This window comes from Corynebacterium sp. HMSC078A10 (assembly GCF_001811565.1).
Taxonomy (GTDB): Bacteria; Actinomycetota; Actinomycetes; order Mycobacteriales; family Mycobacteriaceae; genus Corynebacterium; species Corynebacterium hesseae.
Genome location: NZ_KV805205.1, coordinates 30,503 through 49,959, shown reverse-complemented (window position 1 = coordinate 49,959; position 19,457 = coordinate 30,503). Strand labels below are relative to the sequence as shown.

The 19,457-nt window shown below is 62.0% G+C and carries 24 protein-coding genes; 4 read left to right on the top strand and 20 right to left on the bottom strand.

The features are described from left to right. Nucleotides 1-19: 19 nt before the first annotated feature. Nucleotides 20-1,351 carry a type VII secretion integral membrane protein EccD gene (gene eccD, locus HMPREF2808_RS06385; protein WP_070624274.1) on the top strand — a complete coding sequence of 444 codons (1,332 nt, stop codon included), beginning with the start codon at nt 20-22 and terminating at the stop codon, nt 1,349-1,351. After that, entirely contained in the window at nt 1,348-2,592 is a 1,245-nt protein-coding gene (locus tag HMPREF2808_RS06380) for a S8 family serine peptidase (RefSeq protein ID WP_083309039.1), read from the top strand. Before eccD ends, HMPREF2808_RS06380 begins: the two co-directional genes overlap by 4 nt. Here the strand turns inward: HMPREF2808_RS06380 and eccB are convergent. The 13 genes from eccB to secY form a co-directional block, all read right to left on the bottom strand. Continuing rightward, complete coding sequence (gene eccB, locus HMPREF2808_RS06375; protein ID WP_070624273.1) at nt 2,483-3,742, bottom strand: type VII secretion protein EccB; 1,260 nt, start codon at nt 3,740-3,742, stop codon at nt 2,483-2,485. The genes HMPREF2808_RS06380 and eccB overlap by 110 nt on opposite strands. A 55-nt stretch (nt 3,743-3,797) precedes the next feature. After that, nucleotides 3,798-4,655, bottom strand: coding sequence for a tRNA pseudouridine(38-40) synthase TruA (gene truA / locus HMPREF2808_RS06370; protein WP_070521662.1), 858 nt, complete (start codon nt 4,653-4,655; stop codon nt 3,798-3,800). Nucleotides 4,656-4,670: 15 nt separating this feature from the next. Further along, the gene (locus HMPREF2808_RS06365; protein ID WP_070565043.1) at nt 4,671-5,504 is read right to left on the bottom strand and encodes a trimeric intracellular cation channel family protein; all 834 of its coding nucleotides are present in this window, start codon (nt 5,502-5,504) and stop codon (nt 4,671-4,673) included. 101 nt (nt 5,505-5,605) lie between these two features. Next, nucleotides 5,606-6,127 (bottom strand): 50S ribosomal protein L17, encoded by a 522-nt coding sequence (gene rplQ, locus HMPREF2808_RS06360; RefSeq protein WP_070565046.1) that lies wholly within the window; start codon nt 6,125-6,127, stop codon nt 5,606-5,608. A gap of 78 nt (nt 6,128-6,205) precedes the next feature. After that, nucleotides 6,206-7,216, bottom strand: a complete 1,011-nt coding sequence (locus HMPREF2808_RS06355; protein WP_070521667.1) for a DNA-directed RNA polymerase subunit alpha — start codon at nt 7,214-7,216, stop codon at nt 6,206-6,208. Nucleotides 7,217-7,285: 69 nt separating this feature from the next. Beyond that, complete coding sequence (gene rpsD, locus HMPREF2808_RS06350) at nt 7,286-7,891, bottom strand: 30S ribosomal protein S4 (protein ID WP_010189536.1); 606 nt, start codon at nt 7,889-7,891, stop codon at nt 7,286-7,288. 21 nt (nt 7,892-7,912) lie between these two features. Beyond that, nucleotides 7,913-8,317 carry a 30S ribosomal protein S11 gene (rpsK, locus tag HMPREF2808_RS06345; RefSeq protein WP_010189540.1) on the bottom strand — a complete coding sequence of 135 codons (405 nt, stop codon included), beginning with the start codon at nt 8,315-8,317 and terminating at the stop codon, nt 7,913-7,915. A 3-nt stretch (nt 8,318-8,320) separates the two neighbouring features. Next, nucleotides 8,321-8,689, bottom strand: a complete 369-nt coding sequence (gene rpsM, locus HMPREF2808_RS06340) for a 30S ribosomal protein S13 (RefSeq protein ID WP_010189542.1) — start codon at nt 8,687-8,689, stop codon at nt 8,321-8,323. 185 nt (nt 8,690-8,874) lie between these two features. Next, complete coding sequence (gene infA / locus HMPREF2808_RS06335; protein WP_003854422.1) at nt 8,875-9,093, bottom strand: translation initiation factor IF-1; 219 nt, start codon at nt 9,091-9,093, stop codon at nt 8,875-8,877. Nucleotides 9,094-9,315: 222 nt separating this feature from the next. Then, a complete protein-coding gene (locus tag HMPREF2808_RS06330; RefSeq protein WP_070624272.1) occupies nt 9,316-10,107 on the bottom strand; it encodes a L,D-transpeptidase in 792 nt (263 codons plus the stop codon). A gap of 51 nt (nt 10,108-10,158) precedes the next feature. Further along, the gene (gene map, locus HMPREF2808_RS06325; protein WP_070624271.1) at nt 10,159-10,953 is read right to left on the bottom strand and encodes a type I methionyl aminopeptidase; all 795 of its coding nucleotides are present in this window, start codon (nt 10,951-10,953) and stop codon (nt 10,159-10,161) included. A gap of 14 nt (nt 10,954-10,967) precedes the next feature. Beyond that, the gene (locus tag HMPREF2808_RS06320) at nt 10,968-11,513 is read right to left on the bottom strand and encodes an adenylate kinase (RefSeq protein ID WP_070624270.1); all 546 of its coding nucleotides are present in this window, start codon (nt 11,511-11,513) and stop codon (nt 10,968-10,970) included. Next, a complete protein-coding gene (secY, locus tag HMPREF2808_RS06315; protein ID WP_070521679.1) occupies nt 11,513-12,838 on the bottom strand; it encodes a preprotein translocase subunit SecY in 1,326 nt (441 codons plus the stop codon). Before secY ends, HMPREF2808_RS06320 begins: the two co-directional genes overlap by 1 nt. Nucleotides 12,839-13,218: 380 nt before the next feature. Here secY and HMPREF2808_RS06310 point away from each other — a divergent pair, with 380 nt between their 5' ends. Further along, nucleotides 13,219-14,526 (top strand): class I SAM-dependent methyltransferase, encoded by a 1,308-nt coding sequence (locus HMPREF2808_RS06310; protein WP_070521682.1) that lies wholly within the window; start codon nt 13,219-13,221, stop codon nt 14,524-14,526. Nucleotides 14,527-14,543: 17 nt separating this feature from the next. Next, entirely contained in the window at nt 14,544-16,025 is a 1,482-nt protein-coding gene (locus tag HMPREF2808_RS06305) for an FAD-binding oxidoreductase (protein WP_070624269.1), read from the top strand. A 12-nt stretch (nt 16,026-16,037) separates the two neighbouring features. Here HMPREF2808_RS06305 and HMPREF2808_RS06300 read toward each other — a convergent pair whose 3' ends face one another. From HMPREF2808_RS06300 to rpsH, 7 genes are all read right to left on the bottom strand, one after another. Continuing rightward, entirely contained in the window at nt 16,038-16,376 is a 339-nt protein-coding gene (locus HMPREF2808_RS06300) for a hypothetical protein (RefSeq protein WP_070624268.1), read from the bottom strand. A gap of 140 nt (nt 16,377-16,516) precedes the next feature. Beyond that, a complete protein-coding gene (rplO, locus tag HMPREF2808_RS06295) occupies nt 16,517-16,963 on the bottom strand; it encodes a 50S ribosomal protein L15 (RefSeq protein ID WP_070521691.1) in 447 nt (148 codons plus the stop codon). 3 nt (nt 16,964-16,966) lie between these two features. Beyond that, nucleotides 16,967-17,152 (bottom strand): 50S ribosomal protein L30, encoded by a 186-nt coding sequence (gene rpmD, locus HMPREF2808_RS06290; RefSeq protein ID WP_039673747.1) that lies wholly within the window; start codon nt 17,150-17,152, stop codon nt 16,967-16,969. A 3-nt stretch (nt 17,153-17,155) separates the two neighbouring features. Then, nucleotides 17,156-17,782: a 30S ribosomal protein S5 gene (gene rpsE / locus HMPREF2808_RS06285; protein ID WP_070521694.1), complete on the bottom strand. Its 627-nt coding sequence runs from the start codon at nt 17,780-17,782 to the stop codon at nt 17,156-17,158. Nucleotides 17,783-17,822: 40 nt separating this feature from the next. Beyond that, complete coding sequence (gene rplR / locus HMPREF2808_RS06280; RefSeq protein ID WP_070521697.1) at nt 17,823-18,224, bottom strand: 50S ribosomal protein L18; 402 nt, start codon at nt 18,222-18,224, stop codon at nt 17,823-17,825. A gap of 3 nt (nt 18,225-18,227) precedes the next feature. After that, complete coding sequence (gene rplF, locus HMPREF2808_RS06275) at nt 18,228-18,764, bottom strand: 50S ribosomal protein L6 (protein WP_070521700.1); 537 nt, start codon at nt 18,762-18,764, stop codon at nt 18,228-18,230. Nucleotides 18,765-18,778: 14 nt separating this feature from the next. Continuing rightward, the gene (gene rpsH / locus HMPREF2808_RS06270) at nt 18,779-19,162 is read right to left on the bottom strand and encodes a 30S ribosomal protein S8 (protein WP_070521703.1); all 384 of its coding nucleotides are present in this window, start codon (nt 19,160-19,162) and stop codon (nt 18,779-18,781) included. Nucleotides 19,163-19,457 lie beyond the last annotated feature (295 nt).

Sequence of the window (19,457 nt, the reverse complement as noted above, 5' to 3'; positions counted from 1 at the left end):
CTCGGGGGAGGTACATTCCATGACTCGCGCACTCGCGCATTCTGTCCACGTCACCGTCCGTATCCACGCAGGTCATACTCGCAAAGAGGCGGACATATCCTTGCCGCTTTCTTCCAGCCTCGGGGAGGTGCTGGGGGAACTGCTCGTGCTTGTCGACGTCCCACCGGCCCCCATCCTGTGGCGCGCTACCACCGCGGCGGGCAAGACCATTTCGATGACCACACCACTGGACCGCACCAGCGTGGAAGACGGTTCCGTCCTCGTGCTCAGCCCCGATGAGCCATCGCCGGCGCCGATTGTGCGCGATGCCGCGGAGGCGCTCGCTGCCGACGTCTCTGCAGCGCAGTTTTCCGGCCTGGCCGGGTTCTGGGGCGCGGCGGGGCTCATCGCCGTCGGCGCGTTGCTTGCCGCCGCGCTGTCTCCCGCGGTTGGCTGCACCGCCGCTGCGATAATCGGCTTCGTGCTCGCGGCGTGGACCCGGCGCGGCTCCCTGCTCGCGGCCTCCCACGTGGCTGCCGGGCTGGCGGGGGCGCTGGCCACTGGGGTGCGCTTCTTTGCTGGCCCATCCGGAACCGCGATTCCGGCCGCGCCACTCGTGGCTGCGGCGGCGGCCGTGGGGACTGTGGCGGTGCTCTCCCATCTGGTGCGCATCGGCGGAATACGTGCTCGGGCAAGTGCCGCGACGTGGTGCCTGCTCGTGCTCATCGGCCTGCTTGGCCCCGCTCCGCTGCTTGCCGCCACCGTGGCCCTGCTCGCAGGCGCTCCCCTGTTCACCACGCGGCTCGCTGGCCTCCGGGTGCCACAACTTCCCACCGCCGGACAAGACCTGAGCATCTCCGATGAGGACCCTACGGATAACTCGCTCAAAGCCCGGCGCGCCGGGCAGGCCTACGAGGGAATCGCAGTGGGCTGCGCGCTGGCGGGCGTTCCTTCCCTTCTCCTCGTCGCGCTCAACGCTCACGAGAGCGTAACCGTCATTGTTTCCCAAGCCCTGTGCCTGAGTGTCGCGGGCGGTGTCATCGTGCATGCGGCACGCCACGCCCGGCCCGTCGCCGCGTGGGCGCTGGGAATCTATGGCCTTGCCGCTGCGTGTGCCGCGGTGGCCGTACCTCTACGCGAGTGGCAGCTGCTTTCCGCCCCAACGACGGGAACGTGGGTGCTCAGCATCGTTGCGGGTCTGGTCATCGCGGCCATGCTGTCCATGCCTGTGTGGGCAGGCAAGCTACGGCAGATTGAGCCGACCACCATTGTGTGGTTCGAGCGCGCCGAAGCTCTCGCCCTGGCCGCGTGCCTTCCGCTGGCCGCGCACGTGGCAGGACTCTTCGAGCTCATTCGGGGGTTGGGATCATGAATACCCTGACCCGAATAGGCGCTGCCGGCGCTGCGCTTGGTGTTTTCCTGGCTTGGGGTACCAGTGCTCTGTGTGCGCCCGTAGCCGTCGCCCGCGAACCGGATACCGCCTGCGCGAAGGCCACGCTCGCCACGGCAGGGCCACAGCCTTCCGCGCAGTACTCGGAGTACCGGGCACGGCTGCATTCTTTTGCCACGGGTGCTGGGGTGAAGGTCGCGGTCATCGATACCGGGGTGGCCGCCCACCCACAACTACGGGTGACGCCAGGAGCAGACTTCGTGACCCCGGAGGAGCCTGACCCGCTGCGGGACTGCGACCTGCACGGGACGGTGGTGGCCGGCGTCATCGCAGGCAAGGACCTCGGCGTGGCCCCGGATGCGGAAATCTACTCCATCCGGCAGACCAGCTCGCACTACCGGGCCCCAGCGCCGGACAATGGTGAGGCGGACCGCGCCGGGTCCGGCACGCTGGCCAGCCTGGCTGCCGCCATCGAAGACGCCGTCAGCGCGGGGGCTCAGGTCATCAACGTCTCCGTGGTGTCGTGCGTTCCACCGGAGGCCGCCACGCGGGTCGATCGTTCCGCCTTGGACGCGGCGCTAGAGCGCGCGGAAGGGGCTGGGGCGGTGGTTGTGGCGGCGTCGGGAAACGCGACGGCCGGCGGCTGTGAAAAGGATGACGTGGTCTTTCCCGCGGAAGCCGACACCGTCCTCGCGGTTGGTGCTCTGGCCACGCCGCACGACCTCGCGGAGTATTCCATCACGGCACCCCTCAGCGCGGAAGGCAGCGTTCCCCTCGCGCTGGAGCCCAGCGGCGGATGGGCCACGGGAAAGGAGGACACCGTCTTTCAGGGAACGTCCTTTGCAGCTCCCCTGGTCAGCGGCACGATCGCCTTGTTGGCGCAGCGCTACCCCGGGGACTCCCCAGCGCAACTGCGCCAGCGCATCATTGACTCAGCAGAGCCCGGGCATGGGGTGGTTGATCCTCTCACAGCAGTGACCTATCGGCCCGCGAGCGAATCCCGTGAGGAGCGTGCCGTCGCGGTGAGGCCGCAGGCGGCGCCACCCGCCAAGGGCTGGCCAATTGTTCGCCTTCTCCTCGGCGCCGTGGCCATCCTCGCCCTCGTAGCCACCCTCAGTGCTCAGACTCTAAGGCCTCCGCGCGGCTCAAAGCAGAGCCTTCCGGCAGCAGCCGCAGGATCTCCCACGGCACCCGCTCCGGTTCCCCCACACCCAGTGCTTTAAGCTCTGCCGCGCTAGCCAACTCGTGGCGCCTGCCGGTGGCGGAAACCACGTGGTAGCCGTGCCCGCTGTCCACGCCCACGCCGGCCTGGAGGCCGGCGAAACGCTGCGCGGCCGAGTCCCCCGGCAAGTCCACCGTGGCCGCCACCGGCCGCATAGTTCCGGCACCTTGCTTGTGAGTTGCGCACAACCAGCCTTGCTCAGGGGACAGGAAGTCCACACGGGTGGTGGGGAGGTTGAAGGACGGTGGGACGTCGCCCAGCGCGGCCACCTCCTGCGCCTGCGCAGGCAAACGCTGTGCGCCCAGGCCGACCAGCATCTCCGCCTGTGTGGGGGTGATGGAGAAAACACCCTGCTCCGTGCGCGCCCAGAGCTGCTCACCAGTATCCAGAATCTCCGGCGGGGCGGCCGGAAAGCTCAGCGGCTCCAGTTCGGCAAATGTGTTGAGCAGCTCCGCGGGCATGGCCCACACGGCGGTCTCCGCGGTCATCCCCAGCGCGCGCCGCAGAACCCGGCCTTGTGTGCTCGTAGCCTCGGGCAGCACGACGCGCCCCTGGCCGGTGAGCAGCCACTGCGTGCCATCGGTTTCCACTACGGCAGCGTGCTCTTCATCGAACCTGGGAACAGCGCGGTGCGCAACCACGGTCACGGTGCCAACGCGGCTGCTGGATTGCCAGTTCGCGCCCTGTGTTGATTCTTCCAAGCAGGCCGACCATCCTGGTTCCTGCCCAGTTGCGCTTGCAAGAAGGTTGGGGGCGTCTGCAATCCCCAGCGGGGTGCCCAGGCTCATCTCTTCTAAGAAGCTATCCCCTGCCACATGCGGTTCGACCGGCTCGTTGGCAATGAGTCTGGCCGAAGCCAAGTTAGCCACTGGATGATACGTGCCGTTGACCAGCGCTAAGAGCTGCCCTTCGGAGGAACGCACGACGGGCGCATCGCCGGGTTGCGGGTCCGGCTGCATCCAGGCGATGAGCCCCGAGCCAAGACTCAAGAAGGCTACTGCGGCTACCCCGCCCAGCAGGGCGCGTTGGCGCCTTTTCAATGGATCATGAATCATACGGATATCCCCGAACACGAGTCCGTGCTCGAGGCGGCGCAATAGAAACTTGTGGCCCGATACCTGGGCCTTGGTAGTTGGCAACGCGCGTGCCATGAGAATCCTCCCCCGAATCGCAGCGCCACCCTCCCACGGCGCAGTGGGTTCTAGATTAACCCAACTCGGTGTCCTCCGCAGCGCGACGACCACGGGTCATCTCCGCGCGCGCGGCTAACTGGTCCGCATCGGGATAGTCCACGCCCACCAGGCTCAAACCTTGAGCATCAGCAAGCGGGATCTCTGAGGACCGGCTTTCTTCCCGCAGCATATGGGCGGCGAAGTCAACTCCGCGCGAGCCCTCCCCCACCCGCAAACAGCAGCCCACCAACGAGCGCACCATGGACCAGCAAAAGGCATCCGCGGTTACGTGCGCCTCGTAGAGCTGCGGCTCCGCGGGCGTCGACACGTCCTTCCACTCAAAGGCAAGGAGCTCGCGAATGGTCGTGGCGTGCGGCTTCGCCTTGCAGAAAGCCACGAAGTCATTGAGCCCCACCAGCTGATCGGCCGCGGCCTGCATTAGCTCCAGGTCCACTGGCTTGAACCACGTCGCGGTATCGCGTGCGCGAGTCGGAAGTGCACCGCGCGGATGGGTGGTGATGCGGTAGACGTAGCGGCGGCGTAAGGCAGAAAAGCGCGCGTCGAAATCTGCGGGAACTTCGGTGCAGGCGTGGACGCGGACGTCGGCAGGCAGCAACTTGGCCAAGCGCTTCACCAGCTTGGTGGGATCGCCGTCAATGCTGCGCTGTCCCAGCGCCGCCCGTGTGGTATCTAAGTGCGCCACCTGACCGCTGGCATGCACTCCGGCATCGGTGCGCCCAGCCACGGTGAGCTCCACTGGGTGGCGCAGCACCATGCTCAGCTTCTCCTCAACGGTCTGCTGAACAGTGCGCAGGCCGCCCTTCTGCTTGGCCCACCCGTGGAAGTCGGTGCCGTCGTAGGCCAAGTCTAGGCGAAGGCGAACGTTAGTCATGGATGCTGATTCTACCTAGTCGTTGGCATTCCACTCGCGATTGAGTTCCCAATCCTGGGCCGCGTGCTGGCGCTTCGCGCTCTTGCTCACGCCCAGCTTGCTCAAAGCGGCATAGCCAGCCCGCTTGGGGTGCTTTAGATTCTTCTTGGCCTGGCCGGCTTTGCGCTTGGCCTTGCGGGCGCCATCCCGAACAATGCGGGCAGACAAGCGCAGGCGCGGGTCCATGGGTTGTTCGGCTCCCCGGTATTCAAACACCGGCAGCGACCATCCAAAGTAGATCGCAGCCACGCGCAGCGCCAGCGCTAGGCATACCGTCACGACGCCAGCGACCTCATCGCTGAGCCCCAGCTCCATCAATCCCGCATAAGAAAAGGCTGCAAGAACAGAAATGGAGGCGTACAGCTCGGCGGACAAGACCAGCGGGATACGGTCGGACAACAAGTCACGCAAAATACCGCCAAAGACACCGGTCAGCACCGCAGCCACGGCAGCGATAATCAACCCATGGCCATGTTCCAAGGCCTTCTGAGCACCAAGGACACTGAATACCGCAAGGCCCAGGGCGTCGAGAAGCAAGAATACATGCCGGAAATAGTGCATTAGGAAGGACATATAAACCGTGGCGACGGCGGCGGCCACCACGGCCAAGAGGAAGCGCGGTTCCGCCACCCACGTCAACGGGTAGGCGCCCAGCACCATGTCGCGGATCGTGCCGCCGCCCAATGCGGTGACTGCGCCCAACATGATGACGCCAAACAGATCCATCTTTTGCCGGCCAGCGGACAGCGCAGCGGTCATCGCCTCGGAGACGATGCCGATTACGTACAGCACAGTAAACAGCGGGGTCATAGAGTATACGTTCTGGTCGGGGTTATATAGCCCAGAAAGCATAACAAAAGGCCGCAGCCCCACCTAAGGTGGTACTGCGGCCTAGTTAAGGCGAGAGAAGTTTACTTCTCCTCGGACTCCTCAGCAGCGGTCTCCTCGACCTCTGCCTCGGTTGCCTCTGCCTTTGCTTCCTCAGCGGATTCAGCCTCAGCCTCTTCAGCCTTAGCTTCCTCAGCCTGCTTGGAGGCAGCAGCGCGGGTAGCGCGGTTAGCCTCGGAGGTCACGGTCTCCTCGAGAACGAGGGAGATCTGGGACATCGGGGCGTTGTCGCCGGAGCGGTTGTCCAGCTTGATGATGCGGGTGTAGCCACCCTCACGGTTCTCGAACTTCGGTGCCAGCTCGTCGAAGAGGTAGGCAACGACATCCTTCTGCGGGATGAGCTTGAGAACTGCGCGACGGTCAGCAACGGTGCCGGCCTTCGCCTTGGTGATGATCTTCTCGGCGTAAGGACGAAGCAGCTTCGCCTTAGCGTCGGTGGTCTTGATTGCGCCGTGCTCGAACAGGCTCGCTGCCAGGTTGCTCAGCAGGTGCTTCTGCTGGCTGGCGGAGCCGCCGAGACGCGGACCCTTCTTGGGGGTAGGCATTGTGTACTCCTCGTGTGCGGATTAAGTGAGCGCGCGACGGGGCGCACAAGTCGCGCCGTCACGATTCAGTGGAATTCTTTACTCGGAATCGTCGGAAGCCGGGTCTTTGAAGTCGCCGGTTTCTGCGTCGTAGCCTTCGAGCTGGGTCGGGTCGAAGTCCTCAGGGGTGTCCTTGAGAGCCAGGCCCAGGTTAGCCAGCTTGATCTTTACCTCATTGATCGACTTCTGACCGAAGTTGCGGATATCCAGCAGGTCCGATTCGGTGCACTCTGCGAGCTCACCAACGGTGTGGATTTCCTGGCGCTTCAGGCAGTTGTAGGAGCGGACGGAGAAGTTCAGATCCTCGATCGGCATGCTGTAGGCGGCGATGTACTCCGTCTCCTGCGGGGACGGGCCAATCTCAATGCCCTCAGCAGCGGTGTTCAGCTCGCGGGCCAGGCCGAAGAGCTCGACCAGGGTGCCACCGGCGGAAGCCAGGGCGTCGCGTGCGGAAATCGAGTTCTTGGTCTCGACGTCGATGATCAGCTTGTCAAAGTCGGTGCGCTGCTCAACACGAGTAGCTTCGACCTTGTAGGAGACCTTCAGCACCGGGGAGTAGATCTGGTCGACCGGAATGCGGCCGATTTCCCCGGAAGTGGAGGCAGCCGGGACGTAGCCACGGCCGCGCTCGACGACGAGTTCCATCTCCAGCTTGGCGGAATCATTCAGCGATGCGATGTGCAGATCCGAGTTGTGGATCTCCACGCCAGCCGGCGGCTGGATATCGCCTGCAGTCACCTCACCCGGGCCTTCCTTGCTCAGGTACATAACCACCGGCTCGTCAGAGTCGGAGGACAGAACCAGACCCTTGATGTTCAGGATGATTTCGGAAACGTCTTCCTTCACGCCGTTGATGGTGGTGAACTCGTGGAGCACACCATCAATCTTGATGGAGGTTACTGCCGCGCCCGGGATGGACGAGAGCAGCGTGCGACGAAGCGAGTTACCGAGGGTGTAACCGAAGCCCGGCTCGAGCGGTTCGATGACGAACTTGGAGCGAGACGAGTCGATGAATTCCTCGGTGAGCTGAGGACGCTGGGAAATAAGCATGGAGTTTCTCCTTGTCGGCGCCCGCTATATGACGCCGGTAGAAGGGGTAAAGATGAAAGTGTCGAAGGATTACTTCGAGTAAAGCTCGACGATGAGCTGCTCCTGCAGCGGAACGTCGATCTGAGCGCGCTCGGGCAGCTGGTGCACGAGGATGCGCAGGGTGTCCGGAACGACCTGCAGCCACGCCGGAACGTTGGCGTCTACCAGGCGGTCCTGAGCCTCTTCGAACCATTCCATCTTCTGGGAACGCTCACGAACATCGATGATGTCATACTGCGTAACGCGGAAGGACGGAACGTTGATCTTCTTGCCGTTCACGGTGAAGTGACCGTGGGAGACAAGCTGGCGAGCCTGGCGGCGGGTGTTGGCCAGACCAGCGCGGTAGATCACGTTGTCGAGACGGGACTCGAGCAGAACGACGAGGTTGTCACCGGTCTTGCCCGGGAGACGGTTAGCCTCGGCGTAGTAGCGGCGGAACTGACGCTCCAGCACACCGTAGGTGTACTTTGCCTTCTGCTTCTCCTGGAGCTGCAGCAGGTACTCAGATTCCTTGATGCGGTTGCGGCCAGCCTGTCCCGGTGGGTACGGGCGGCGCTCAAATGCCATGTCGCCGCCGACCAGGTCGACGCGCAGACGGCGAGATACGCGGGTAGCGGGGCCAGTATAACGAGCCATTTTCTTACCTCTTCCTTTCCCTTAAACCTTGCGGCGCTTGGTCGGACGGCAGCCGTTGTGCGGCTGTGGGGTGGCATCCGTGATCGAGGAAACCTCGAGGCCTGCAGCCTGCAGGGAACGGATGGCGGTCTCGCGGCCGGAGCCCGGACCCTTGACGAAAACGTCAACCTTCTTCATACCGTGGTCCATGGCCTTGCGGGCCGCGTTCTCAGCAGCCATCTGCGCTGCGAACGGGGTGGACTTACGGGAACCCTTGAAGCCAACGTGGCCGGAGGATGCCCAGGAGATGACAGCACCGTGCGGGTCCGTGATGGACACGATGGTGTTGTTGAAGGTGGACTTGATGTATGCGTGGCCAGCGGCCACGTTCTTCTTTACGACGCGACGACCACCACGGCGCGCGCCGGAACGAGTCTTAGGTGGCATGTGTTACTTCTTCTTTCCTGCGATCGTCTTCTTCGGACCCTTGCGCGTACGAGCGTTGGTCTTGGTGCGCTGACCACGAACGGGCAGGCCACGACGGTGGCGGATGCCCTGGTAGCAACCGATTTCAATCTTGCGACGGATGTCAGCCTGAACCTGGCGGCGGAGGTCACCCTCGACCTTCCAGGTAGCTTCGATGACGTCACGCAGCGCCGACAGCTGATCATCGTCGAGGTTGTCGGTGCGCAGGTCAGGAGAAATGCCGGTCTTTTCCAGCAGCTCCTTGGCACGGGCAGGCCCGATGCCGTAGATGTAGGTGAGAGCAACCTCCATGCGCTTGTTGCGCGGGAGGTCAACACCAGCTAGACGTGCCATATGGCTAGTCCTTTCGGGTTGTTACGATGGTTTTCTCCTCATCCGTCCCCCGCCACGCATACGCTTCGCCCCGGGCCGTGCCGGGGAACTGTGGGCATGCTTAGCAGCGTGGGCTCAGGCCATCGCAGCCTGAGGTAGAAAGGGACGCATCAAGTGCGTCCCGTGGGTGAGGAGGCTTACTGTCTTTACTTGTAGCGGTAGACGATGCGTCCGCGGGTTAGGTCATAAGGAGACAGCTCCACGACAACGCGATCCTCCGGGAGGATGCGGATGTAGTGCTGACGCATCTTGCCCGAAATGTGGGCAAGTACCTTATGCCCGTTGTCGAGCTCGACGCGGAACATTGCGTTGGGCAGGGGTTCGACGATGCGACCCTCAACCTCGATTGCGCCTTCCTTAGCCATAACCTCTACTTTTCTGGTGGAGTTCTCCGCGCCGCGCTTGGCGACGCCCCCACCTGCATGTTTGGTGTCTACTGCCTGGTGTCCTCCACAACCACTTTGGCTGCGTACAGACACCAGCTCTAAAGCATACGCTGCGGATACGTGTTTTCCAAATATAAAACCTCCCATCGTCCGAAGGCGCGGGAGGTATGCGAGACAGTCGGCTATCTTGCCGCTGCGGTTCTAGTAGATGAAGACCTTGGAACCCATCGGCACATCGTTCCAGTAGCGGACGGCGTCCTGGTGGGTCAGGCGTACGCAGCCATTGGACTCATAAGCCGGGGAGCCCTCGTGGAAAGCGTGGCCATTGTTGGTGAAGTACATGGCGTAGGGCATCGGCGCGTTTCCGAACTCCCAGGAGATCTCGTCCTTGATCTTGCGGTTGATATAGAACGTACCGGCCGGGGTCTCCTCACCTGGCTTACCGGTAGACATACCCTGAGCAACGTAGGTCACGTTGCCGTTGCCGTCCTGCAGCCACGAGCGGCGACCGGCGCGATCCACGCAGATGCGGGCGTCAGCCGGGCACGGCCCAACGTCGAAGCGCTGAGCCTGACGCTCAGCCTCAGCCTTGCGGGCAGCCTCTTCAGCAGCTGCCTTTTCGCGTGCAACCTGCTCAGCATGGGCACGCTCAGCTGCTTCGCGAGCCGCACGAATCTCGGCGTTCTTCTGCTCAATGAGGCCCGGGAAGACCAGTTCAATGGCACCGTCGATGACGGGGCGCAGGGCATCAGCGGCCTGCGGGTTAACGTTGTTCAGCGTCTCCAGCATCTGGTTGCGGCTGTTCCACGCGTTCTCACGGGTCTGGCCGGCAAACTCATCAATCTGAGATTGGAAGTCGGAGGACAGGGAATCAATCGAGGGGACCGTCTGTGCGTTTGCGGCGGGGGCAACCGAGAGAGTGGCGGCTACCAGGCCGATTGCGGTGGCGCGACGTAGGGAACGAGCACCAACAAAGGAGCGAATCTTAGACATGTGGAGAAGTATAAACCTTCCTCCACGGTTTTCCTACCTGAATGTTGCGTTTTAGTAACGCTGTGTCAGAATTCGAGGACCATTCTCCGTTGCCGCCACGGTGTGTTCCCAGTGGGCAGCCAGCGATCCGTCGAGGGTGACAACGGTCCAGTCGTCGTCAAGCACGGCGTTGTCCTCAGTGCCCAGCGCCAGCATAGGTTCAATGGCCAGGACGGAGCCCTCCTGGATGATGGGTCCGCGCCCTGCCTTGCCTTCATTGGCCAGGTAGGGGTCTTCGTGCATTTCGTGGCCGATACCGTGGCCGCCGTAGCCGTCAACAATAAACAGGTCCACGCCGAACTTATCCTCGGCACGGTAGGTGGCCTGTTCGAGGGCTGCGGAGACGTCGGTAAGCCGGTTGCCGGGGACCATGGCCTTAAGCCCTTCGTGGAGGACCCATTCGGTGGCATCAGACAGCGCCTGCGCCTCAGAGAGGAGCTTGCCGACGCCAAACGTCCACGCGCTATCCCCCACCCAGCCGTCGAGCGTAGCGCCACAGTCGATGGAGACGAGGTCCCCTTCAGCGAGGACAATCTCCTTGCTGGGTATGCCATGGACAATGACGTCGTTCACTGACGCACAGATGGACCCCGGGAAACCACCGTAGCCCTTGAATGTGGGCACCGCGCCGGCATCTCGAATGGTCTGCTCGGCCACTTCGTCGAGCTCGAGCGTGCTCACGCCAACTGCAGCGGCGGCACGCACCGCCTGCAGGGCGCGGCCGACGATTTCGCCAGCCGCCTGCATGGCATCGAGCTCGCCCGGAGTGCGGGCCGGAATCGTTTTAGTGCGTCGACGAAAAGCCATGACAAAAAGACGGGCTACTTGCCCATTGCCTTCAGGGTACGCTCGTTGATTTCCTCAACGGTTCCCTCAGCCTTGATGGAGATGATGGCATCGCCATAGTGCTCGATGAGCGGGAAGGTCTCCTCGCGGTAGACGCCCAGGCGTGTGCGGATGGTCTCCTCGGTGTCGTCCGCGCGGCCACGGGCGAGCATGCGCTCGACCACGACGTCCTCGGATACCTCAAAGTTCAGCACGCCGTCGAGCTTCAGGCTCTTGTCGGAGAGGAGCTTCTCAAGAATGTCGGCCTGCTCCACGGTGCGGGGGAAGCCGTCGAGAAGGAAGCCATCCTTGGCGTCATCCTGGTTGAGGCGGTCCTCCACCATGCGGGCGGTGACATCGGTCGGCACCAGCTTGCCGGCATCGATGTAGGACTTAGCCTCGACGCCGAGCGGGGTGCCCTCACCAATGTTGGCGCGGAAGAGGTCACCGGTGGAGATGTGCGGAACGCCGAGCTTTTCGCTGAGGAGGGCGGCTTGGGTGCCCTTGCCGGCACCGGGAGGGCCAAGGAGTACGTAACGCATTACTTAAGCAGTCCTTCGTAGTTGGATTGTAGGAGCTGGGACTCGATTTGCTTGACCGTGGTCAGGGCCACCGAGACCATAATGAGGATGGCAGTACCGCCGAAGGCGGAAGTGCCGCTGGCACCTGCGCGGCCCACGCCGAGGTCCAGAAGGATATTCGGCAGAACAGCGATGAGCGCCAGGTAGATCGAACCGACGAACAGAAGGCGGTTCATGACGAATCCCAGGTATTCGGCGGTCGGCCGACCCGGGCGGATACCCGGGATAAATCCACCATACTTCTTCATGTTCTCCGCCTGTTCAGCAGGGTCATACTGAACCGAGACATAGAAGTAGGAGAAGAAGATGGTGAGGACGAAGTAGAGGACGATGTACTGCCAGGAGCTCGGAGCCTGCAGGTGCGCAATCACGTTGCGCTGCCACCAGTTATCGGACACGCCCGGGGAGCCGGAGTTGACGATCTGGGTGATAAGCACCGGCATGTAAATCAGCGAGGAAGCGAAGATAACCGGGATAACGCCGGCCTGGTTGACCTTGAGCGGCAGGTAGGTCGACGAACCACCGTACTGGCGACGGCCAACCATACGCTTTGCGTACTGCACCGGAATGCGGCGCTGCCCCTGCTCGATGAAGGTGATGCCCACGACGAGGACGATGAGGCCGGCGACCACCATGGCGAAGACGAGGCCACCGTTGTTCTGCATGATGCTGACACCATCGGTGGGAAGGCGGGTAGCAATACCGGCGAAAATCATCAGCGACATACCGTTACCAATGCCCTTCTCCGTAATCAGCTCACCCATCCACATCACGAGGATGGCGCCGGAGGTCATGGTGATAACGAGCACGACGAGGGTAAAGAAGTTACGGTCCTCCGCCAGGACGCGGACGCCTTGCCCCAAGAGTTGCTCGCGGTCCGCCAGGGCCACAATGCCCGAGGACTGCAGAAGCGCCAGCGCCAGGGTGAGGTAGCGCGTGTACTGCGTCATCTTGGCCTGACCGGACTGCCCCTCCTTCTTCAACTGCTCGAAGTGAGGAATCACCACGGTGAGCAGCTGCACGATAATCGACGCCGTAATGTACGGCATGATGCCGATGGCGAAGATAGACAGCTGCAGCAGCGCACCACCGGAGAACAGGTTGATCACCGAGTAGAGGTTGCCGGATTCCTCCGTGAGGTCACGAAGGCGGCCGGCGATGGTGGCGTAATCAACGCCCGGCGACGGGATCTGCGCGCCAACGCGGTAGAGGATAATCAACACGAGCGTGAAGATGATCTTCTTACGCAGGTCGGCATCTTTAAAAGCCTGCAAAATGGCGGACACTACTTAATCCTCCTGGCCTACCGCGCTTGTTGTGCGGTTCGAATTCGCCGCGCACGGGGGTGGATCTCATCTGTTCCCAAAAGCTAAGAGCCCTCTTAAGGCATCTCATAGGAACGGTTGAACACTTTTGACCCCATTACCCTACCAGCCTTGGCCACTTTCGCCACATTAACCCCGCACATGGCCGCCCGGAGGTCCCCTTTTTAGTTTCTCCCTTAGCGCTATCCCCGGATTGGGCCTACCATTGCCTGTGTTGTCTGAAGGCAATGTCCTTACAAGATTTCTACGTCTTTTCGACCTCCCCCGAGACGCCCGGGGCGTCTCGGAGTATGGCCGTTCTTTTTCTGCCAGCCAATGAACCGAAAGAAGTATGTAGTTTTATGAGTAAGCGATTCTCTCCAATGACCGTGGCCGAGATTATCGATACCTTCGTCCCCAGCCCCAACCCCTTCCGCTGGGAGGCTTTCGATGGTTCCGCCACCGGCCCAGCCGATGCGCAGTTTACCGTCAAGATCAACAACCTCCAGGGCTTGGCCTATATCGCGACTCACCCAGGGGATGTAGGATTTGCCCGCGCTTATGTCACCGACGGCATCACTGTCGAGGGCGAACACCCGGCGCACCCCTACGGCATCTTCGATGCGCTGCACGCCATGTATGACAAGTTCACCCGCCCGGACGCGAAGACCTTGGCCAGGGTGGCACGCTCCCTGGCCTCGATGGGAGCTTTCCAGATCCAGCCGGTCCCGGAAGTCGAGCGAGCCTCGTGGCTGCGCCGCAAGCTGCACGAAGGATTGTCCAAGCACTCCAAGGAACGCGACGCGGACGTCATCTCCGATCACTACGACGTGGGTAATGACTTCTACGAGCTCTTCCTCGGTGACTCGATGACGTATACCTGCGCCTACTACCCCTCCCCCGACGCCACGCTGGATGAGGCCCAGGAAAACAAGTATCGCCTCATCTTCGACAAGTTGCGGCTCAAGGAGGGTGACCGCCACCTGGACGTCGGCTGCGGCTGGGGCGGCATGGTGCGCTACGCCGCCAAGCGCGGTGTGAAGTCCCTCGGCGTAACCCTCTCCAAGGAGCAGGCTGAGTGGGGCCAGGCCAAGATCAAGGAGGAGGGTCTCGAGGACCTCGCGGAAATCCGCTTCATGGACTATCGCGATGTCACCGAGGAAGGCTTCGACGCTATCTCCGCCATCGGGCTACTCGAGCACATTGGCGTCAAGAACTACCCGGACTTCTTTAGCTTCCTCAACGGCAAGCTCAAGCCGGGTGGATTGATGCTCAACCACTGCATTACCTACCCGGATAATCACAAGACTCCGAAGGGCGGCTTCATTGACCGCTATATCTTCCCCGACGGTGAGCTCTCCGGCTCCGGCACCATCACGAAGTGCATGCAGGATGCCGGCTTCGAGGTTGTCCACACGGAATCCCTGCGCTTCGACTACATGCGCACTCTGCACGATTGGTGCGAGAACCTCAAGGAGACGTGGGAGGAGGCCTGCTCTCTGGTGGGCCTTCCCACCGCGCGCCTGTGGGCCATCTATATGGCCGGCTCCGAGTGGGGCTTCGAGCACAACATCATCAACTTGTACCACTTCTTGGGAGTCAAGCTGGGTGAGGCCGGTTCTCGTTCCGGCGTGCCCGAGCGCCGCTGGTGGGAAGATTCGCGCTTCTAAAGACTTAAAGGAGTTCTATGCTGACTGATCTCATTCGCAATCACCGCAGCGTCGATGCCGTGGAGATCCCGCCGGTGGGCTGGAAAGCGCACGAGGAGGGCGTCGATAAGCTCCTGCGTAGCTTCCGCGCGGTGCCGAAGGACAAGCGCGTACGTCTAGCGAAGAAAACCTCGAATCTTTTCCGCGGGCGCAGCGGCGAGCAGGTGGGGCTCGACGTGTCCGGTCTGAGTGGGGTCATTGAGGTCGATCCGATTGCGCAGACCGCCGAGGTCCAGGGCATGTGTACCTACGAGGACCTTGTCGACGCCACCTTGCCGCACGGCCTGATGCCCTTCGTGGTGCCGCAGCTCAAGACCATTACGCTCGGCGGCGCGGTGACGGGCATGGGCGTGGAGTCCACGAGCTTCCGCGATGGATTGCCGCACGAATCCGTGCTGGAGATGGACATCCTCACCGGTACTGGCGAGATTCTCACGTGCTCACGTGAGGAGAACGTCGATCTCTTCCGCCTCTTCCCCAACTCCTACGGTTCCTTGGGCTATGCGGTGCGCCTCAAGATTGAGCTGCGCGCGGTGAAGCCTTACGTGGAGCTGCGGGAGGTGCGTTTCCACGACTTTGAGTCCTTGGCACGCGCGCTTGACGACGTCTCCCGCACCCACTCCTATGACGGCGTCGATGTCCACGGCCTAGATGGCGTGGTCTTCTCTCCGGAGGAATCCTACCTGGTCATGGCCCGTTTCACGGAGGAGGAGGGCCCAACCTCCGACTACACGAGGGAGGAGATTTTCTACCGCAGCCTCCAGCACGCCCGCGGTATCCGCCGCGACCGCCTCACGGTGCGCGATTACATCTGGCGCTGGGATACTGACTGGTTCTGGTGCTCGCGAGCCTTCGGCGCGCAGAATCCGCGGGTGCGCAAGGTGTGGCCGCGGCAGCTGCGGCGCAGTTCCTTCTACTGGAAGCTCGTGCGCCTGGACCGGAAATACGAGCTGGAGTACAACTTCATCAAGAAGCCGAAGGGCCTGCCGCGGGGTGAGCGCGTGGTGCAGGACATCGAGGTCACCCCGGAGAACTTGCCGGAGTTCTTGGACTGGTTCTTTGCGGCCTCCGATATCCAGCCGGTGTGGCTGTGCCCGATTAGGCTGCGCGAGGGCGTCGAAGACCTCGTCGGTACCGGTTCTCTCGCGGCTGATTCCCCCGCCCCGTGGCCGCTGTATCCGCTGCGCCCAGACCAGACCTGGGTCAACGTGGGGTTCTGGTCGGGCGTGGAGGGCAATCACGTCGACCCCTCCGCCCCGGGCAACGGCGCCTTCAACCGCGTCATCGAAGCTAAAGTCAGTGAGCTTGGCGGGCATAAGTCGCTGTATTCAGAAGCCTTCTACTCCCCCGAAGAATTTGCCGAGCTCTACGGCGGTGACCTGCCGGATCGTATTAAAGCGCTCACTGACCCGGACAGCCGCTTCCCCGGCCTCTATGAAAAGACGGTCAACGACGCCTAACGTGCTGCCTTCCTAGGCAACTGCATCGACGCGATCATAACCGTTGGTGGCTAGGGCCTTCATAACGCGGTCCACGGCGGCTTGGTCGGTATCCGGGTTGTAGGTTTCCAGGAAGACGATGTGCGCGGTGTCATTGCCTTCAAAGCGGATGGTCATGAAGTCGTGCCCCAGCTCCTGGGTGGCAAGGGCCAGCTCGCGCTGCACCGCCAGCTCGCCGCTAGGCAGGGTCTCCGTGCTGGTGGCGGACTCTGGCTGGGAGAGCATCTCCTGTGCATCGACGGGACCAGTAACGCCAGCCAGGGGCAGAAGTGCGGCGATGGCGGTTGCCACGATGGAAGATACGGACGACATAACACTCTCCTTAACACTTACTAAGATTTAACCAAGGGTGATACTACTCTTCTTAGCTCCGCGCGCACAATAGGCATGAAAAATCCCCCTGCCCCGCACGAATGCGGTGGACAGGGGGAAGAAATCTACTGAGTAGAGATTTACTTGGTGGTGGCGGTGCCGCCAGCAGCCTCGATCTTCTCAACAGCAGACTTGGAGAACTTGTCAGCGGTGACGTTCAACTTAACGTTGATGTCGCCGTTGCCCAGAACCTTGACCGGCTGGTTCTTGCGAACCAGGCCAGCAGCGACGATGTCCGCTACGGTGACGTCGCCACCCTGAGCGAAAGCCTCTGCGAGGTCAGCAACGTTGACTACCTGGTACTCAACGTGGTTCGGGTTCTTGAAGCCCTTGAGCTTCGGCAGACGCATGTGGATCGGCATCTGGCCACCCTCGAAAGCAGCGGAAACCTGCTTGCGAGCACCGGTGCCCTTGGTACCGCGACCAGCGGTCTTACCCTTGGATGCCTCACCGCGGCCGACGCGGGTTTTGGGCTTATTGGAGCCTGCGGACGGGCGCAGGTCGTGGAGCTTGATGATATCAGCCATGGTTTACTCCCCTGCCACTTCTTCGACGGTGACCAGGTGACGCACCTTGTGAACCATGCCGCGAATAATCGGGGTGTCCTGCTTTACAACAGAGTGTCCGATGCGCTTGAGACCAAGAGCCTCAATGTTGGCGCGGTGGTTCGGCTTGGTGCCCACAAGGCCCTTTACCTGAGTAATCTTCAGAGCCATTGCTTATGCCTCCTGACCTGCGCGCTTGCGCAGCATCTGGGCCGGTGCGACCTCCTCGAGGGACTTGCCGCGACGTGCAGCAACTTCCTCCGGGCGAACCAGCTGCTTGAGGCCGTCCACGGTAGCGCGGACGACGTTGAGAGCGTTGTCGGAGCCCAGGGACTTCGACAAAATGTCCTGCACACCGGCGCACTCAAGCACCGGACGAGCAGCACCGCCGGCGATGACACCGGTACCCGGAGCGGCCGGCTTCATCATGACGATGCCAGCTGCGTCGCGACCCTCAACCGGGTGGGTAATGGTGCCGGCAATCATCGGGACGCGGAAGAAGTTCTTGCGAGCCTCTTCTGCACCCTTCTGGATTGCGGCCGGGACTTCCTTGGCCTTGCCGTAGCCGACGCCAACCATGCCCTGGCCGTCGCCAACGACGACGAGAGCGGTGAAGGACATGTTGCGGCCACCCTTAACGGTCTTGGAGACGCGGTTGATGGTCACAACGCGCTCGATGTACTTATCGCGCTCGTTGTCCTGGTGGTTGCGGCGGTCGTTACGACGGCCGTTGTTGCGACCCTTGCGGTCGTTGTTGTTCTCGGCGGAGCGTCCGCCGTCACGCTGTTCACGGTCCGACATTAGGCGTTCCTTCCGTTGATGTTTCCGTATGCCTTAATCATTAGAACTGCAGACCACCTTCACGAGCAGCTTCGGCCAGCGCAGCAACGCGGCCGTGGTACTTGTAGCCTGCACGGTCGAAGACGACCTTCTCGATGCCAGCGGCCTTGGCGCGCTCAGCGATGAGCTGGCCTACCTTGGCAGCCTTGGCCTTCTTATCGCCCTCGAGTGCACGCACGTCGGCTTCCATGGAGGAAGCAGCGGCCAGGGTGTGGCCGGCCAGGTCGTCGATGACCTGAACGTGCATGTGGCGGGAGGAGCGGTGAACGACCAGACGCGGTGCCTCAGGGGTGCCGCGGAGGGTCTTACGGATGCGGAAGTGGCGGCGCGCGCGTGCTTCACGACGACGCGAGGAAATGTCCTTGCCAACCGGGGTGCGCTTTGCGTTTTCAGTGTTAGCCATTGCTTACTTACCCGTCTTTCCGACCTTGCGGCGGATCTGCTCGCCGTCGTAGCGAATACCCTTGCCCTTGTAAGGATCGTCCTTACGCAGGCGGCGGATGTACGCGGCGACCTGTCCAACCAGTTGCTTGTCAATACCAGATACGGAGAGCTTGGTTGCGCCATCCACAGCGAAGGTGATGCCCTCCGGAGCCTTGATGAGGATCGGGTGGGAGTAGCCCAGAGAGAACTCCAGGTCCTTACCCTTCTGCTGGACGCGGTAACCAACACCGAAGATTTCCATCTTCTTGGTGTAGCCCTCGGTCACGCCAACGACGGCGTTGTTGACCAGGGAGCGGGCCAGACCGTGCAGTGCGCGGTTCTTGCGGTCGTCGTCCGGACGGGAGACCTTGATCTCATCGTCCTCGACGGCTGCGGTGATCGGCTCCGGCAGCTCAACCTCGAGGGAGCCCTTGGACCCCTTCACGTTGACAACCTGGCCATTGATGGTGATGTCGACGCCCTTCGGGACGGCGATAGGTGCTAGACCGATACGAGACATGTGTCAATCCTCCCTTACCAGACGTAGGCGAGAACTTCTCCGCCTACACCCTTCTCCTGAGCCTGACGGTCGGTAAGCAGACCCTGAGACGTGGAAATGATGGCCACGCCCAGGCCGCCCAGAACCTGCGGCAGTTCGGTGGACTTTGCGTACACACGCAGACCCGGCTTAGACACGCGACGCAGACCCGAGAGGGAACGCTCACGATTGTTGTACTTAAGCTCGAGGGACAGCTCGCGGCCCTCGACGGAGTAGTCAGCGATGTAGCCTTCCTGCTTCAAGATCTCGGCGATGTTCGCCTTGAGCTTGGAGGTCGGCATCGACACGGAATCGTGGTGCGCATTGGATGCATTGCGCACGCGCGACAACATGTCGGCAATAGGATCAGTCATAGTCATATGAGTGACCTGTAACCTTTCTCGTTGCGGTTCCCTTAAAGCTCACCAAAGCGTTTTCCGTGTGATTTCGGGCTACTCACGCTCCCCGCGGTCAATACCGCGAGGCGCTCGCCACCCTTTGATACAGACAACGGTCCGCTGTCTACGGCGAGGGGCCTACAACAAAGTAGATGTGTTCAATTCTTCCGGCTTGGCACATTTGCGCACCTCCAGCGCCATTTTTGCGGCGCGGAGGAGGAAAAATGCAAGTCCGTCGGCTTACTTTACCCGCTGACATGCTGTTTTCCAAAACGCG

Excerpts from the sequence above, each read along its gene's own strand:
- map (WP_070624271.1), bottom strand. The coding sequence starts at position 10,953 with ATGGCTTTTCGTCGACGCACTAAAACGATTCCGGCCCGCACTCCGGGC.
- rpsE (WP_070521694.1), bottom strand. The coding sequence starts at position 17,782 with ATGTCGGACCGTGAACAGCGTGACGGCGGACGCTCCGCCGAGAACAAC.
- HMPREF2808_RS06320 (WP_070624270.1), bottom strand. The coding sequence starts at position 11,513 with ATGCGTTACGTACTCCTTGGCCCTCCCGGTGCCGGCAAGGGCACCCAA.
- rpmD (WP_039673747.1), bottom strand. The coding sequence starts at position 17,152 with ATGGCTCTGAAGATTACTCAGGTAAAGGGCCTTGTGGGCACCAAGCCG.
- rpsH (WP_070521703.1), bottom strand. The coding sequence starts at position 19,162 with ATGACTATGACTGATCCTATTGCCGACATGTTGTCGCGCGTGCGCAAT.
- HMPREF2808_RS06305 (WP_070624269.1), top strand. The coding sequence starts at position 14,544 with ATGCTGACTGATCTCATTCGCAATCACCGCAGCGTCGATGCCGTGGAG.
- truA (WP_070521662.1), bottom strand. The coding sequence starts at position 4,655 with ATGACTAACGTTCGCCTTCGCCTAGACTTGGCCTACGACGGCACCGAC.
- HMPREF2808_RS06380 (WP_083309039.1), top strand. The coding sequence starts at position 1,348 with ATGAATACCCTGACCCGAATAGGCGCTGCCGGCGCTGCGCTTGGTGTT.
- eccD (WP_070624274.1), top strand. The coding sequence starts at position 20 with ATGACTCGCGCACTCGCGCATTCTGTCCACGTCACCGTCCGTATCCAC.
- rpsD (WP_010189536.1), bottom strand. The coding sequence starts at position 7,891 with ATGGCTCGTTATACTGGCCCCGCTACCCGCGTATCTCGCCGTCTGCGC.
- infA (WP_003854422.1), bottom strand. The coding sequence starts at position 9,093 with ATGGCTAAGGAAGGCGCAATCGAGGTTGAGGGTCGCATCGTCGAACCC.
- HMPREF2808_RS06310 (WP_070521682.1), top strand. The coding sequence starts at position 13,219 with ATGAGTAAGCGATTCTCTCCAATGACCGTGGCCGAGATTATCGATACC.
- HMPREF2808_RS06355 (WP_070521667.1), bottom strand. The coding sequence starts at position 7,216 with ATGCTTATTTCCCAGCGTCCTCAGCTCACCGAGGAATTCATCGACTCG.
- HMPREF2808_RS06330 (WP_070624272.1), bottom strand. The coding sequence starts at position 10,107 with ATGTCTAAGATTCGCTCCTTTGTTGGTGCTCGTTCCCTACGTCGCGCC.
- rplF (WP_070521700.1), bottom strand. The coding sequence starts at position 18,764 with ATGTCTCGTATCGGTCTAGCACCTATCGCCGTCCCGAAGGGCGTCGAC.
- rplR (WP_070521697.1), bottom strand. The coding sequence starts at position 18,224 with ATGGCTAACACTGAAAACGCAAAGCGCACCCCGGTTGGCAAGGACATT.
- rpsM (WP_010189542.1), bottom strand. The coding sequence starts at position 8,689 with ATGGCACGTCTAGCTGGTGTTGACCTCCCGCGCAACAAGCGCATGGAG.
- HMPREF2808_RS06365 (WP_070565043.1), bottom strand. The coding sequence starts at position 5,504 with ATGACCCCGCTGTTTACTGTGCTGTACGTAATCGGCATCGTCTCCGAG.
- rpsK (WP_010189540.1), bottom strand. The coding sequence starts at position 8,317 with ATGCCACCTAAGACTCGTTCCGGCGCGCGCCGTGGTGGTCGTCGCGTC.
- rplO (WP_070521691.1), bottom strand. The coding sequence starts at position 16,963 with ATGGCTGATATCATCAAGCTCCACGACCTGCGCCCGTCCGCAGGCTCC.
- HMPREF2808_RS06300 (WP_070624268.1), bottom strand. The coding sequence starts at position 16,376 with ATGTCGTCCGTATCTTCCATCGTGGCAACCGCCATCGCCGCACTTCTG.
- rplQ (WP_070565046.1), bottom strand. The coding sequence starts at position 6,127 with ATGCCTACCCCCAAGAAGGGTCCGCGTCTCGGCGGCTCCGCCAGCCAG.
- eccB (WP_070624273.1), bottom strand. The coding sequence starts at position 3,742 with ATGGCACGCGCGTTGCCAACTACCAAGGCCCAGGTATCGGGCCACAAG.